The sequence below is a fragment of the Arthrobacter sp. CP30 genome, assembly GCF_053470025.1.
The window spans coordinates 221898-235637 of the sequence record NZ_JBQEMM010000005.1 but is presented as its reverse complement, the minus strand read 5'-3'; the positions used below and the strand labels follow the sequence as shown (position 1 = coordinate 235637).

The 13740-nt window shown below is 69.6% G+C and carries 12 protein-coding genes; 8 read left to right on the top strand and 4 right to left on the bottom strand.

Features of this window, described 5'->3' with window-relative positions:
• Positions 1–68: 68 nt before the first annotated feature.
• The 5 genes from ACTIMO_RS09355 to ACTIMO_RS09335 all read left to right on the top strand — a co-directional run bounded on the left by ACTIMO_RS09355 (position 69) and on the right by ACTIMO_RS09335 (position 4031).
• On the top strand, positions 69–1028 hold the full coding sequence (locus ACTIMO_RS09355) for a J domain-containing protein (protein ID WP_448182227.1): 960 nt from the start codon (positions 69–71) through the stop codon (positions 1026–1028).
• A gap of 9 nt (positions 1029–1037) precedes the next feature.
• On the top strand, positions 1038–1505 hold the full coding sequence (locus ACTIMO_RS09350) for a tRNA (cytidine(34)-2'-O)-methyltransferase (RefSeq protein WP_055768674.1): 468 nt from the start codon (positions 1038–1040) through the stop codon (positions 1503–1505).
• Positions 1506–1524: 19 nt separating this feature from the next.
• On the top strand, positions 1525–2367 hold the full coding sequence (locus ACTIMO_RS09345) for a class I SAM-dependent methyltransferase (protein WP_448182226.1): 843 nt from the start codon (positions 1525–1527) through the stop codon (positions 2365–2367).
• Between the two features lie 178 nt (positions 2368–2545).
• Positions 2546–3163 carry an ECF RNA polymerase sigma factor SigK gene (gene sigK / locus ACTIMO_RS09340; RefSeq protein ID WP_448182225.1) on the top strand — a complete coding sequence of 206 codons (618 nt, stop codon included), beginning with the start codon at positions 2546–2548 and terminating at the stop codon, positions 3161–3163.
• Positions 3164–3179: 16 nt separating this feature from the next.
• Positions 3180–4031 carry an anti-sigma factor gene (locus ACTIMO_RS09335; protein ID WP_448182224.1) on the top strand — a complete coding sequence of 284 codons (852 nt, stop codon included), beginning with the start codon at positions 3180–3182 and terminating at the stop codon, positions 4029–4031.
• Between the two features lie 181 nt (positions 4032–4212).
• Here the strand turns inward: ACTIMO_RS09335 and ACTIMO_RS09330 are convergent, their stop codons facing one another.
• From ACTIMO_RS09330 to ACTIMO_RS09315, 4 genes are all read right to left on the bottom strand, one after another.
• Positions 4213–4965 carry a PIG-L deacetylase family protein gene (locus ACTIMO_RS09330; protein WP_055768668.1) on the bottom strand — a complete coding sequence of 251 codons (753 nt, stop codon included), beginning with the start codon at positions 4963–4965 and terminating at the stop codon, positions 4213–4215.
• Between the two features lie 3 nt (positions 4966–4968).
• Positions 4969–5916 (bottom strand): electron transfer flavoprotein subunit alpha/FixB family protein, encoded by a 948-nt coding sequence (locus ACTIMO_RS09325; RefSeq protein ID WP_448182223.1) that lies wholly within the window; start codon positions 5914–5916, stop codon positions 4969–4971.
• 33 nt (positions 5917–5949) lie between these two features.
• Complete coding sequence (locus tag ACTIMO_RS09320; protein ID WP_448182222.1) at positions 5950–6777, bottom strand: electron transfer flavoprotein subunit beta/FixA family protein; 828 nt, start codon at positions 6775–6777, stop codon at positions 5950–5952.
• Between the two features lie 260 nt (positions 6778–7037).
• Complete coding sequence (locus tag ACTIMO_RS09315) at positions 7038–8654, bottom strand: S1C family serine protease (protein ID WP_422390257.1); 1617 nt, start codon at positions 8652–8654, stop codon at positions 7038–7040.
• Positions 8655–9108: 454 nt separating this feature from the next.
• Between ACTIMO_RS09315 and ACTIMO_RS09310 the strand changes: the two genes are divergently transcribed.
• The 3 genes from ACTIMO_RS09310 (at position 9109) to ACTIMO_RS09300 (ending at position 13630) form a co-directional block, all read left to right on the top strand.
• A complete protein-coding gene (locus ACTIMO_RS09310; RefSeq protein ID WP_448182221.1) occupies positions 9109–11265 on the top strand; it encodes a TPM domain-containing protein in 2157 nt (718 codons plus the stop codon).
• 55 nt (positions 11266–11320) lie between these two features.
• The gene (locus ACTIMO_RS09305; protein ID WP_055768655.1) at positions 11321–12115 is read left to right on the top strand and encodes a PspA/IM30 family protein; all 795 of its coding nucleotides are present in this window, start codon (positions 11321–11323) and stop codon (positions 12113–12115) included.
• 114 nt (positions 12116–12229) lie between these two features.
• Positions 12230–13630 carry a cryptochrome/photolyase family protein gene (locus ACTIMO_RS09300; RefSeq protein ID WP_448182220.1) on the top strand — a complete coding sequence of 467 codons (1401 nt, stop codon included), beginning with the start codon at positions 12230–12232 and terminating at the stop codon, positions 13628–13630.
• Positions 13631–13740: the final 110 nt, after the last annotated feature.

Here is a 13740-nt window from a genome sequence, read left to right as displayed (position 1 = left end):
GCGGGGCGCCACCGGACCACCGCGGACACCTGAACGGTCGACGCGAACATCCCCTGGAAGGGCCATCGATGGCAGAGGCAGCACGGACGTCCCACTACGATGTCCTCGGCGTGCCGCCCGAAGCCGACGCGAAGGCCATCAAGGAGGCCTACCGCCGCGCGGCCCGGGCAGCCCATCCGGATCTCGGCGGGAGCGCGACCCGGTTCCACGACGTCACCGTGGCCTACGAGACACTCGGAGATCCGCTCCGACGCGAACGGTACGACGCCGAGACGGGTCGACGCCGGCCCGCAGCCCCGCCCGCCCCCGGAGCCGCAGCCGGCCGCCCGGACGCAGCCCGGTCGCCGCAGCCCGGCCGCACGCGGCTCGAGGACGAAGAAGCAGCCAGAGCTCCGGCCACGTACCTGCCACCCTTCTCGCCGTCGTCCCCACCTGCCGTACCGCTCATCCTCGCAGGGAAGCAGCTGCACGGTGCGCCCCGGCAACCGGGCATGTTCGGCAGGCTCAACGCGGGGGTCCGGGCGCGCATCGACGGGGAACTGCGGACGGCCGCCCTGCTCGAGCGCGCACTCCTGCCCACCTACCCGGCGGCGCGGCTCGTCAACGGGCTCGAGTTCGACGACCGGGACGACACCGAGGCCGGGCATGTGCTGCTGGCCGGCTACCGCATGGCGGTCATCGACTCCTTCACCGCTCCCCCGGGCACGTTCTCCTGGGACGGACGTGTCCTCCGGCAGCAGGGTCGCCCGGTCGACTACCGCAAGGGGGCGAGTGTGCGGGCCGTGCAGGAGTTGTTCCCCGAGTGCAATGTGACCGGGTGGGTACTCATCCACGGCGCTCCCGACAACCCCTTCGCCCCGGTGATCGACGTCCCCCCGGGATTCGACCGGTCGGCGCCAGGCCTCGTCCAGGTGGTCAACGCCGGCACCGCGGTCCGGACCATCCGTTCCTTCCTCGCCTCCGGGCCGTCACCGAGCGTGGTGCAGCTGCCGGTCCTCGCGCGTCTGCTCGCCGGCGCGGAAAGTTAGGATGGGATCGTGTTCCGCATCCTCTTCCACACTCCTGAAATCCCCGGTAACACGGGAGCCGCCATTCGACTCGCCGCCGTTGCCGGCGCGGAGCTGCACCTCGTCGAACCCCTGGGCTTCAGCCTCGAGGACTCCAAACTGAAGCGCGCCGGCCTGGACTACCACGACCTCACGGTGCTGCACGTGCACCGTGACCTCGAGGCGGCATGGACCGCGCTGCAGCCCCGACGGGTCTTCGCGTACACCTCCGACGGCGACGTCTCCTACACGGACATCGCCTACGAGCCCTCGGACGTCCTCATGTTCGGACGGGAGTCCGACGGACTCCCGTCCGAGGTCAAGGAGGACGCTCGCGTCACCGCCCGCGTCCGGGTCCCCATGCTCCCCTCGCGCCGATCGCTCAACCTCGCCAACACCGCATCCATCGTGCTCTACGAAGCCTGGCGCCAGCAGGACTTCGCAGGTGCCCAGCGATGAACCCCGCCTAGGAGCCCCCATGCCCGTTCGCCATGCCGCAACCCTGCCCGACGGGGGCGCGGAGGACTTCGACCGCCTCGCGCCCGCCGTGTGGAACCCGGTGAGCAATGCCGTCGTCGCCGCGGCCGACATCCTCGTGGGCGAGCGGGTCCTCGATCTGTTCGCCGGTACGGGCAGCGGAACGGTGCCCGCCGCACAGCTGGCGGGTCCCGCCGGCCGGGTGGACGCGATTGACCGCTCCGCGGCCATGCTCGACCTCGCGACGGCGAAGACCGAGGCGCTCGGACTCGGCAACGTCTCGTTCCACCGCGTCGAGCCTGCCGACTGGGTCCCGGAAGAGCAGTACGACGCCGTCATCAGCTGCTACGGGATCTTCCTCCTCGACGACATGGACGCCGGCATGGACCGGATCGTGCAGCTGCTGCGTCCCGGCGGCCGGGTGGCCATGAGCGCCTGGGACGAAGGCGCCCTCGACCCCTTCGGCGAGCTGCTGCTGGAGGTCCTGCGTGGTGTCGACACGGAACGCCGAGGACCCGAAGGGACGGATGGGGAGGACTCCGACCCTCGCGCTGCCCCCGTCTTCGTCGAGAACTGCCGGCGCCTCGCCTCCGCGGATCTCCTGCGGGCGTGGCTGGCCGCGCGCGGCCTCACCGACATCACGGTCGAGAAGCTGGGCCTGGCCGTCCCCCTCGAAGCCGACTACGCCTGGTCGCTGGCCCTCGGCAGCGGCTACCGCGGACTTCTCCCGGATGATGCCGAGGCCCTCGCCCGGGTCCGCGACACCTTCATGGACCGGCTCGGTGACGACTTCGTCCTGAACGCCGACTCACTCATCGCCGTCGCCTCCCGGCCCGAGCAGTAGCTGCACCACCGAGCCATCCGGCGCTGCACCTGCTGCGAATGATGGGTGAGGGGGTAGAGCCCCGAACCGATCGGAGGAATGGATGGTGCTATTGCAGCAGGGACGCGTTCGTCCCCCGCAGCACGACCCTCCCGATGCTGTTCGGTTTGAGGGATCCGGCGCTTTATGCTGGAGCCCTATGGAAACGCCACGAGTAAGCCGGGTCAGTCCCATCTCACCCGCAGCGGACGAGGTGGCCGTTGATCCCAGCACCGGTCCCACCCTCACCGATCTGCTGTTGCGGACCGCGCAGCAGGACCGCACGGCCTTCGCCCTGTTCTACGAGCAGACGTCGAAGCGGGTCTACGGACTCGCCCGGCGGGTCCTCATCGATCCGGAGCTGAGCGAGGACGCGACCCAGGAGGTCTACCTCCAGGTCTGGAACACCGCGGATCGCTTCAACCCGGCGCTCGGCAGTCCGATGGCCTGGCTGATGACGCTGGCCCATCGGCGGGCCGTGGACAAGGTGCGCTCGGAGCAGAGTGCCACGGACCGCGAGGCCCGCTACGGGGCGGCGACGCAGACCATCGATCATGACGACGTCGTCGACACCGTCACGCAGCGCCTCGAGGCCGAGAGCGTGGTGAGGTGTCTGGACACGCTCACCGCGACGCAGCAGGAATCAGTGAAGATGGCCTACTACGGTGGGCTCACCTATCGCGAGGTGGCCGAGAAACTCGGCGTCGCGGTGCCGACCATCAAATCAAGAATCCGGGATGGATTACTCCGACTCAAGACATGCTTGGGGGTGAACTGAGATGCAGGACAAGGATATGAACAGACAATTCGCAGATGACCTCGACACCGACCTGGCCCGTGGCCACGTGCTCGAGTGGGCGGAACTCTACGCGCTCGATGCCATCAGCGCCGAGGAACGCCGGGTCATCGAGGCGTTCCTGGAGGACGTCGATCCGGCCGTAGCCGCCACCTTCGCAGACCGTGTCCGCACGTGCCGCGAGACGGTCGCCTCCGCCTACGCCACGGATCAGATCGACCCTCCCGCAGACCTCTTCGAGCGGATCGTGGCGCAGCTCCGCGGCGCCCGCACCGACGGCTCCGAGGCCCCGACCACCGCCACGGCCGGCGGCGGGCCCTCCCTGTCGACCGCACCCCAGGGCTCCGACGTCACCGGAGTCCCCGACGAACTGGCCGGCCGCAGGGCTGCCAAGGCGTCGATGTCCTCCCGGGCAGCCCGCTGGGTCGTCGCCGCCGCAGCAGCGGTGGTCCTGGCCGTGGGTGGCGTGACCATCGCCCAGAACCTGCAGCAGACGAGCCTCGAGCAGCAGGTACTGCAGGCCTCCGACGTCCGCACGGAGGAGCTCACGCTCCAGTCCGGAGGCACTGCCGAACTCGCAGTCTCCGGCGAGCAGGACGCCGCCGTCGTCACGCTGACAGGGGTCCCCGCTCCTGCCGACGGCTTCGTCTACCAGATGTGGCGTGTCCCCGCCGATGGCACGGCCCCGGTCTCGGTCAGCACCATGACCGGGGAGGATGTTGCGGGAGGCAAGGTGACCGAGGTGTCCGACATCAGCGGCTTCAGTGCCCTGGCCATCACGGTCGAGCCGGAGGGCGGCTCGGAGGTACCGACGCTCCCCATCGTCGCCCAGATCCCGCTCGGAGCGTGACCACGGCCGCTGACAGCACGCCGAACATCTGAGAGAGCCCCGCCGGATCACCGGCGGGGCTCTTTTCATCCTGCGCAGAGTCTCTCCACCCTGCCTGCGGGGGGCAGCCAGCCCGCTCGTGACGAAGGAGAACCGGATCGCGCGGGAGGAACGACCCGTGGTGAGTTCCCGACCGAACGGACTAGAAGCCGGCGATGGTCTCATCGGTGTTGACGCCGACCACGTGGAAGGCCTCGGCACTGCTGCCCTCGGGCAGGCCGCCCCGCCGCGCATTGTCCTGGAGGAAGGCACGGACCCGGGTCTGCATCCGGTCCACGTCCGGGTGCTGGCTCCGGTGCGCGGTGATCGCCGCGACCTTCTGGTCCTCCCTGCCCGTGACGTCGACGAAGCGGTTCTCGTGGTGGGTCGGCGACCCGTAGAACCACAGCCAGGGCACGCGGTAGCTGTGCAGCCCGGCGGCCTCCAGTTCCGGGTAGGCGAAGGGATTCTCGACGGCCGGGTAGACGGCCCGCGTCACCGCCTCGCCGCACGCCAGATGGTCGGGGTGGCTCTTCTGGATCCTGTCCCAGCTCCGCTCCGGGTGCATGGAGAGCACCACGTCCGGGCGGACCTCGCGCATGCGCCGGACGATCTCCCGGATGACGGCATCCGTGGGTTCGAGGTAGCCGTCCGGCTCGCCGAGGAAGGTCACCTCCTGCACGCCCACGAGTGCCGCTGCGGCACGCTGCTCCTCCCGCCGGAGTGCGGCGATGCCCGGGCGGTCCTCGTCGCTGAAGCCGCCGGCGTCACCGTCCGTCAGGACGCAGTACTCGACCGATGCGCCACCGGCCGTCCACGACGCGATCGTCGCCGAGGCGCCGAAGTCGATGTCGTCGGGATGGGCGGCGAACACCAGGACCCGGCGGGGCGCGGCGGGCTGCACGTCCTCGGTCATGCCCTACAGCCCGCGCTTCCGGATTTCCTCGGTGGCCTGGGGCAGGACGGTGAAGAGGTCGCCCACGATCCCGAAGTCCGCGATCTCGAACACGGGAGAATCCGCATCCTTGTTGATCGCGACGATGACCTTCGAGGTCTGCATCCCGGCCTTCTGCTGGATCGCCCCGGAGATGCCGGCGGAGATGTAGAGCTGCGGGGACACGGTCTTGCCCGTCTGCCCGATCTGTGCGGAGTGCTCGATCCACCCGGCATCGGTCGCTGCGCGCGACGCACCGACCGCACCGCCGAGGGCGTCGGCGAGGTCCTCCAGCGGACCGAAGTTCCCGTCCACCCCCCGCCCGCCCGCGACGATCACACGGGCTTCCGCGAGTTCGGGACGCCCGCTCACCGGCTTGTCCGTCCGCCCGGTGATCCTGGCGACCGCCTCGGGGACCTCGACGGGGATCCGCACCTCGCGGGGCGGGGACGGGAGCCCGGCCTCGGTCGCCTCGACGCTGTTGGGCTTGATGGCGAGCACGGCGATCCCGGTGGTCACCCGGCAGTCGACGGAATAGGACCCGGCGAAATCGGCCTTGGTCGCCGTCAGGTCCCCTGCGAGGGCGACGACATCCGTGATGACGCCGGACTCGAGCCGGACGCCCACCCGCGCGGCGATCTCCTTCATCTCGTAGGAGTTCCCGAGCAGCAGGATCTCCGCGCCCGAGGCGCGGACCGCCTCCGTGAGGAAGACGGCCTTGCCCGCGACGAGGACGTCGGACGCCTCGGCGGAGTCCGGGCGGTAGACCTCCCCGACCCCGTAGGAGCCGATGCCGTCGAGGTAGGCCTGCTCGGCCTCCCCCGCAAGGGCGACGACGACGTCGCCCAGCGTGGCACCGAGGGAGAGGAGCTCGCGCTCGCTCTTGGCGAGGCTCGCTCCGGCGTGGTCGAGGAAGACGAGGACTGTGGTCATGGGCGGACTCCGGGAAGGAAGGCGAGCATCGGACTAGAGGAGCTTCTGGCCGGCGAGGAAATCGACGAGCCGGATGCCGGCGTCGCCCTCGTCCGTGATCAGGACACCCTGGGTGCGCGGCGGCCGCGGCGCGGCGGCCTCGACCCTGGTCCACGACCCCTCGAGCCCGACCTCGTCCGGCTCGAGGCCGATATCGGTCAGGGACAGGACCTGGATCTGCTTCTTCTTGGCCGCCATGATGCCCTTGAAGTTGGGGTAGCGGGGATCGTTGATCTGATCCGTCACCGAGACCAGGGCGGGAAGCGGGGCCTCGATCGTCTCTGCGAAGGTGTCGTTGTCGCGACGTGCCGCCAGCTTCCAGCCGTCGTCGCCGGGAGTGAGGTCGAGTGAGGCGGCGAAGGTGACCTGGGGCAGGGCGAGGCGCTCCGCGAGCTGCGCCGGCACGAGGGAGGTCTCCCCGTCCGTGGAGGCCATGCCGGTGAGGATCAGGTCGAAGGGGCCGACGTGTCGCAGGAGGGCTGCGAGGGCCTTCGAGGTGGCGGAGGCATCGGAGCCGCCGAGGGCTTCGTCGGTCAGGTGCACGCCGTCGTCGGCGCCGATCTGGAGGGACTTCTTGACGGCGGCGACGGCGCCTGCCGGCCCCATCGTGATCGCGGTGACGCGATGGCCGGATGCTGGTCCCCCGTGCGTCTCGACCAGCTGGAGCGCCGCCTCGAGGGCGTACTCGTCGAGCTCCGACAGGATGCTCTCCGAACGGACCGTCGTCAGGTCGTCACCGCTGATGTGCCGGTCGAACTGGGCGTCGGGAACATGCTTCACGAGGACCGCGATGTGCAGTCCGTTTGCTGGGGCCTCGTCCATTGATGACCTTCCTCGTTCGGGGATCTTCCCACCGCCTAGCTAACCACAGCGCGGTGACGCCTGCGCCCGGGCGCGGGCCGGCTCCGCCGTCGGCACTGCGCCCGCACCGGTCCGACGAACAGAAGGCGGACCCTGATCCGGGTCCGCCTTCTGTTCTCGGTGCTCCTGGGGTGCTGCAGGAAGCCGTCAGCGGCGTGCAGCGGGACCACCGACCGGTTCGGACGACGGTCGGGCGTCGGCCGAACCGCCCTGGAGTCGGGTCAGGGCGTGGGAGCCTGCGCGAGCGTGACCTCGATGGTGCGGCTCTCACCCCCGCGGATGATCTCGACCGGTACCTGCTGACCGACGGTCTGGATCCGGACGGCCGCGGTGAGCGACTGGGGATCGGAGATCGTGAAGGTGCCGACCTTCGTGATGACGTCGCCGACCTCGAGGGAGGCACCCTCCGCCGGGGATCCCGGCTCGACCGACTCGACGAGCGCGCCTGACGAGAAGGACGAGTCCGACTGCGAGCCGTCGCCGGCCGCAGCCGTGACACTGACACCGAGGAACCCGTGGGTGGCTTCGCCGTCGGCGATGATCTCCTGGGCGATCCGGTCCGCGTAGTTAATCGGGATGGAGAAGCCGACGCCGATGTTGCCGGTCGACTCGCCGGATCCCGCCGAGGCGATCGCCACATTCACCCCGATGATCCGGCCGTCGGCGTCGACCAGCGCGCCGCCCGAGTTGCCCTGGTTGATGGCGGCGTCCGTCTGGATGACGTTCAGGTAGATGGAACCCTGGGACTGGGCCTGCTGACCACCGGACCCGCCCGGCGGCAGGAAGTTGAAGCCCTCACCGTCCTCGGAGCCGCTGCTGTCGGGCTGCTCCTCGGGAACCGCGGAGGACGCCACGCTGATGGTCCGGTTGAGCGTCGAGACGATCCCGTCGGTGACGGTCCCACTGAGTCCGAGCGGAGCACCGATAGCGATCGCTGTGTCACCGACGTTCAGTTCGTCGGAGTTGCCGAGGGTCGCTGCCTTCAGGTCGGGGGCGTCGACCTTGATGACGGCGAGGTCGCTGAGCGGATCGGTGCCGACCACCGTGGCGGGGAAGACACGTCCGTCGTTCAGCTTGACCTCCACCGAGGGATCGGACACCTGCCCGCCGAGAGTCACGACGTGCGTGTTGGTGAGGATGTGCCCGTCGGTGTCGAGGATGATGCCCGATCCGGATCCGCTGGCGCTCCCTCCGCTCACCGCGATCGTGACGACACTCGGAGACGCGGTGACGGCCGCGCCCGTGATGGTGTTCACGTCATCCGTGTTGTTGACGACGACCGACTCGGGCGCCGACTGGTTCGTTGCCGCCGTTGTGCCTCCGTCCAGCGCATTCACGCCCGCGGTGGCCACCCCACCGCCGATGAGCCCCGCGACGAGGACGCCCGCGGCGAACGTGGCGAGGCCGACGCGCTTGCGCTCCTTGACGGTGCCCCGCCCGTTCGAGGGCTGACCGGCCCGGCCGTACCCGCTCTGCTCGCCGTAGAAGGGCTGGTGGCCCGCGTAGGCCGGGTGGGGCGCGGCCTGAGCCTGCTGGAAGGCCTGCTGCCGCGGATCGGCTGCCTGCGGGGGAAGCGGTGCCGCCGGGTGCTGGGCCGTGCGCGGGTTCGATGCCTGATGCGTGGCCGTCTCAGGGTAGGCCTCGTCGGTGTGCCCTGCTCCGTGCGCCGGCGGGTTCTGCGGCTCGGGCCGAGCGTCCGGCGCGGCCCCGCCTCCGTCTGCGCCCTGATGGTTCGAACTCTCCCCCCGGTTCCAGCCCGTCCCCCACGACGGCGGGGTCTGCGGCTGAGGAGGGAGGGGGCGTTCCGGGTTGCCCTGGGAGCCTGGCTGCTCGTTCACTGGGAGTCCTTTCGTTGCTGTTGACCACATCATGGCAACGGCTGCTGAGCGTCACGCTGACGTTCACTGTGCGGTGTCTGGGAGGTGGCTGGAACCTCTCGCCTGCCCGGATACCTGAACCGGCACGTCCGCACCCAGTATCCTCCGCTTTCGGGGGCGCGATCTTCGGACGGTCCACGGTGGGGCCGTCGTGCGTACCGAGCGGACGTGGACGACGAGGGGATGCACAGCGGGGAGACGGTGTCGGCAGGAGGGCGATCCGGTTGCTCCCCGGCCGGCACCCGCCCGGTCTGTGCTTCGCGGCAGGCCGCCGCGCTTTCGCTAGGGGCGCAGGAGGCATGGTGGACGCTCCCCTACCCCAACCATAGAATCGGAAGGACAGGGAGCCTCCGGCATCCGCCGACCCCAGTCCTGGGATCGGGAGCGGCCCGGGGGACATGCTGAAGGGTCGAAAATGCGAATGTCGAGCAGGCGCATCTGCGTCTCTGCTGTCGTGGGAGCCGTCGTGGCCGTCCCACTGTTCACGAGCGCGGCGGCTTTCGCCGACGAGCCGCTCACCTTCTCCGCGGGCGACTACGTCGTCGACGCCGCGGGTGCCCTCTCGGACAGCGAAGAGGCCGACCTGGAAGCCGCGATCGAGGAGCTCCGCTCGCAGGAGGGCTTCACGGTGCGGGTCGCCTATGTCGACACCTTCGAGAATCCGTCGGATCCTCGTGACTGGGCGAGGGCAGTTGCCGAACGGAATGCTGATTCGGCGGATGAAGCTGTGCTGGCGGTAGCCGTGGGCGCGAGGGACGCCGGATTCGTCGCAGGGCAGCGGTCTGCCGTCTACACATCGACAACGGACATCTACGACAACGAGATTGTCCCCGAACTGAGCGAGAACGCCTGGAGCGAAGCCGGCCTCGCTGCAGTCCAGGGCACAGCGGAGGCCCTGTCGGGATCGGGCGGCACCGGGGGTGGCACCACCGATGGAGGCACCGGCGGTTCGTCATCGGGCACCGGCACCTCCTCCGGTGGCGGAGCCGTCGGCGGCCTCGTCCTCGTGGGCGGGCTCGTCGCCGTCGCCGGCGCGGGCGGCTACCTGCTGCTGAAGAACCGCAGCGGGAACAGCGCGCAGCGCAAGCGCGAGGAGTACGGCTACGGGCCGGTCCCGTCGGCGAGCGGTGAGGTCGTCGATCCCCTGGCCGGACTGAGCGTCGAGGACCTGCGGACCCGCGCGGGCAGCCTGCTCGTCGCGGCGGACGACGCCATTAAGTCGAGCGAGCAGGAGCTCGGTTTCGCGGAGGCCCAATACGGCGCCGAGGCGATCACCACCTTCTCGCAGGACATCGCGGCCGCGAAGCGCCACATGAGCGAATCCTTCAAGCTCCAGCAGCAGCTGGACGACCACATCCCCGACACCGAGCAGCAGCAGCGCGAGTGGCTCGGTGAGATCATCCGCCGCTGTGAGGACGTCAACTCCTCCCTGCAGGCGCACAAGGCCGATTTCGACGCCCTGCGCGAGCTCGAACGGAACGCGCCCGAGGCCCTGGCCGGCGCGGAATCCGCCGCAGAGCAGGCCCGCCGTCGCTTCAGCGCCGCGGAACAGAGTCTCAGGTCGCTGCAGGAGCGTTATCTTGACACCGCCACGAGCCAGGTGGCGGACAACATCGAGCAGGCCCGGGAGCGCCTCTCCTTCGTGGACAGCGCGGCGACCGAGGCGCAGTCGCGCATGGCGGCGGGTGACACCGGCCGCGCCGTCGTCGCCGTCCGTGCCGCCGAGGAGGCCGTCCACCAGAGCACCGTCCTGCTCGACGCGATCGACAAGCGGTCCGAAGAACTGGCCGCAGCCGAGCGCGAGCTCGAACGTGCCCTCCCCGAGACGGAGCAGGACCTCGCACAAGCCCAGGCCATGGACCGGACGGGGCAGTACCGGGACCTCGCCGGGCCGATCGCCGCCGTGCAGTCCGCCGTCACCACCGTGCGGCAGGAGCGCCAGAGCGCGCGGAGCAATCCCCTGGCCCTGCTGCAGCGGCTCGAGGCGGCGCACGCGCAGCTCGACGCCGCTCTCGGTGGCGTCCGTGACCAGGCGGAGAATGCCCGGCGTGCGCAGGACTCGCTCCAGCACGCGATCATCGCTGCGCAGTCCAGCATCTCCGGTACCGCCGATTACATCCGGGCCCGACGCGGCGGCGTCGGCAGCGAGGCACGAACGCGCCTGGCCGAGGCGGAGCGGAACCTCGACCACGCCCTCGATCTGGAGCGGTCCGATCCCGTGACGGCCCTGTCCCACGCCCAGCAGGCCGCCACCCTCGCCGACCACGCGGCCCAGCTCGCCGAGCAGGACGTGGAGGGCTTCGGGCGCGGCGGCATGGGCATGGGTGGTATGCACGGCGGCCGTAGCGGGGACGGCATGGGCGGCGCGCTGCTCGGCGGCATCCTCCTCGGTTCCCTCCTCAACGGAGGGGGCTTCGGTGGAGGAGGATTCGGGGGCGGCGGCTTCGGCGGAGGCGACGGCGGTGGCGGGTTCGACGGCGGCGGCGGCAGCTTCGGTGGAGGAGGTTTCGGCGGATTCGACGGCGGAGGCGGCGGTTTCGGCGACTTCGGCGGTGGAGGAGGGGACTTCTAACCGCTCCCCCGCCTGCAGGGCATAGACCATCATGAAGAATCGAAAGGGAAAATCAATGGTAAAGCAGTCAATTTTCGGCAGGATCGCCCAGCTCACGCGAGCCAACATCAACTCGTTGCTTGATCAGGCGGAGGATCCGCAGAAGATGCTCGACCAGATGGTCCGTGACTACACCAACAGCATCGCCGAGGCCGAGAGCGCCGTCGCGCAGACGATCGGCAATCTCCGCATGATGCAGGACGACTACAACGAGGACGTGGAGAACGCACGGAGCTGGGGCAACAAGGCCCTTGCCGCCTCACGTAAGGCGGACGAGTACCGCGGGACGGGCGACACCACCGACGCCCAGAAGTTCGACAATCTCGCCAAGGTCGCGATCCAGCGCCAGATGGCCGCCGAGAATGAGGCGAAGGGAGCCGAGCCGACCATCGCGTCCCAGACCGAGATCGTCGACAAGCTCAAGGACGGCCTCAACCAGATGAAGGGCAAGCTCGGTGAGCTGACCGTCAAGCGCGACCAGCTCATCGCGCGGGCCCGGACCGCCCAGGCGCAGCAGCAGGTGCACGACGCCGTGAAGAGCATCGACTTCATGGACCCCACCAGCGAGGTAGGCCGTTTCGAGGAGAAGATCCGGCGCGAGGAGGCCAAGGTCCGTGGACAGCAGGAGCTTACGTCGTCGAGCCTGGATGCGCAGTTCGAGAGCCTGGAGGACCTCGGCGAGCAGACGGAGATCGAGGCACGCCTGGCGGCACTGAAGTCAGGCTCGGGATCGCAGTCGGCGATCGGTCAGGGCACCGGCAGCGGTGCAGCCGACGGGACGCCGTCGACGACGGGCGAGACCACCTACTGATCGGTAGGAGCGCCGTGGCGACCGCATAGCACAGGGGGATCATGGCCACGTGGCCATGATCCCCCTGTCGTCCGCCCTGTCCGGCGCGTCGGTGGCACGGTCTAGATTGAGGCCATGGCTGTGACACTGGTGTGGTTCCGCGACGATCTCCGTATTTCCGACAATCCCGCGCTGGTCGCGGCCGCGGACAGCGGGGACGACGTCGTCGCCTGCTACGTGCTCGACGAGGAGTCGGAGGGCATTCGTCCCCTCGGCGGTGCCTCCAGATGGTGGCTCCACCACTCCCTCTCGGCGCTGGGCGACTCCCTCGAACAGCTCGGTATCCCGCTGGTCCTCCGTCGCGGCGCCGCAGGTGACGTGATCCGCCGACTCGTGGAGGACAGTGGCGCCCACGCGGTGGTGTGGAACCGGCGGTACGGCCTGGCGGAGCGCACGGTCGACTCAGCCCTCAAGACGTCCCTGACCGACGATGGCGTCGACGCCACGAGCTGCCAGGCGAACCTGATGTACGAACCGTGGGAGGTCACCTCGGGGTCGGGCCAGGCATACAAGGTCTTCACGCCCTTCTGGCGCGCCTGCCTCACCTTCAGGACCCCCCGCACACCGCTGGCATCGCCCGATTCACTCTCATCGCCCGACGGACCCGGCCTGGACTCCGACCAGCTCCCCGCGTGGGGCCTCCTTCCCACCGGACCCGACTGGGCCCAGGGGCTCCGGGACACATGGACCCCCGGTGAGGCCGGCGCGCACGAGCGGCTCGACGACTTCCTCGACGGCGCTGCCCGTGGCTACAAGAACAGCCGGAACCTCCCGGCCGTCCACGGCACGAGCATGCTCTCCCCGCATCTGCGCTTCGGCGAGATCAGCCCCTTCGAGGTCTGGCACGCCGCCCAGGACCACAAGGACAGCTCAACGGCCGAGGACATCCGCGTCTTCGGATCGGAGCTCGGGTGGCGGGAATTCAGCTGGCAGCTGCTGTACTTCAATCCCGAGCTCGCCACGGTGAACTACCGCCCCGAATTCGACGCCTTCACCTGGGAGAGCTCGACGCAGGCGGAGCTCGAGGCGTGGCAGCAGGGACGTACGGGGTACCCCCTGATCGATGCCGGAATGCGTCAGCTGTGGGAGATCGGCTGGATGCACAACCGTGTCCGCATGGCGACGGCATCCTTCCTCATCAAGAACCTGATGATCGACTGGCGGGTTGGCGAGAAGTTCTTCTGGGACTGCCTCGTCGACGCCGATGCTGCCAGCAACGCCGCGAGTTGGCAGTGGGTGGCCGGTTCCGGCGCCGATGCCAGCCCGTACTTCCGCATCTTCAACCCGGTCCTGCAGAGCAAGAAGTTCGACCCGAAGGGCGCCTACCTGGTGCGTTTCGTCCCGGAGCTTGCGGACGCCGAGAACGTGCACGAACCATGGAAGGGCTCCGCGCCGGGATATCCCGCGCCGGTCGTGGACCTCAAGGAGAGCCGGGAACGCGCTCTCAGCGCGTACAAGGCGCTGTCGGACTCCTGAGGGCGGCGCAGGGCCACACAGGGCGGGGTGAGGACGCGCAGGGCGGCGCAGGGCCACACAGGGCGGGGTGAGGACGCGCAGGGCGGCGCAGGGCCACACCGGGCGGGGTG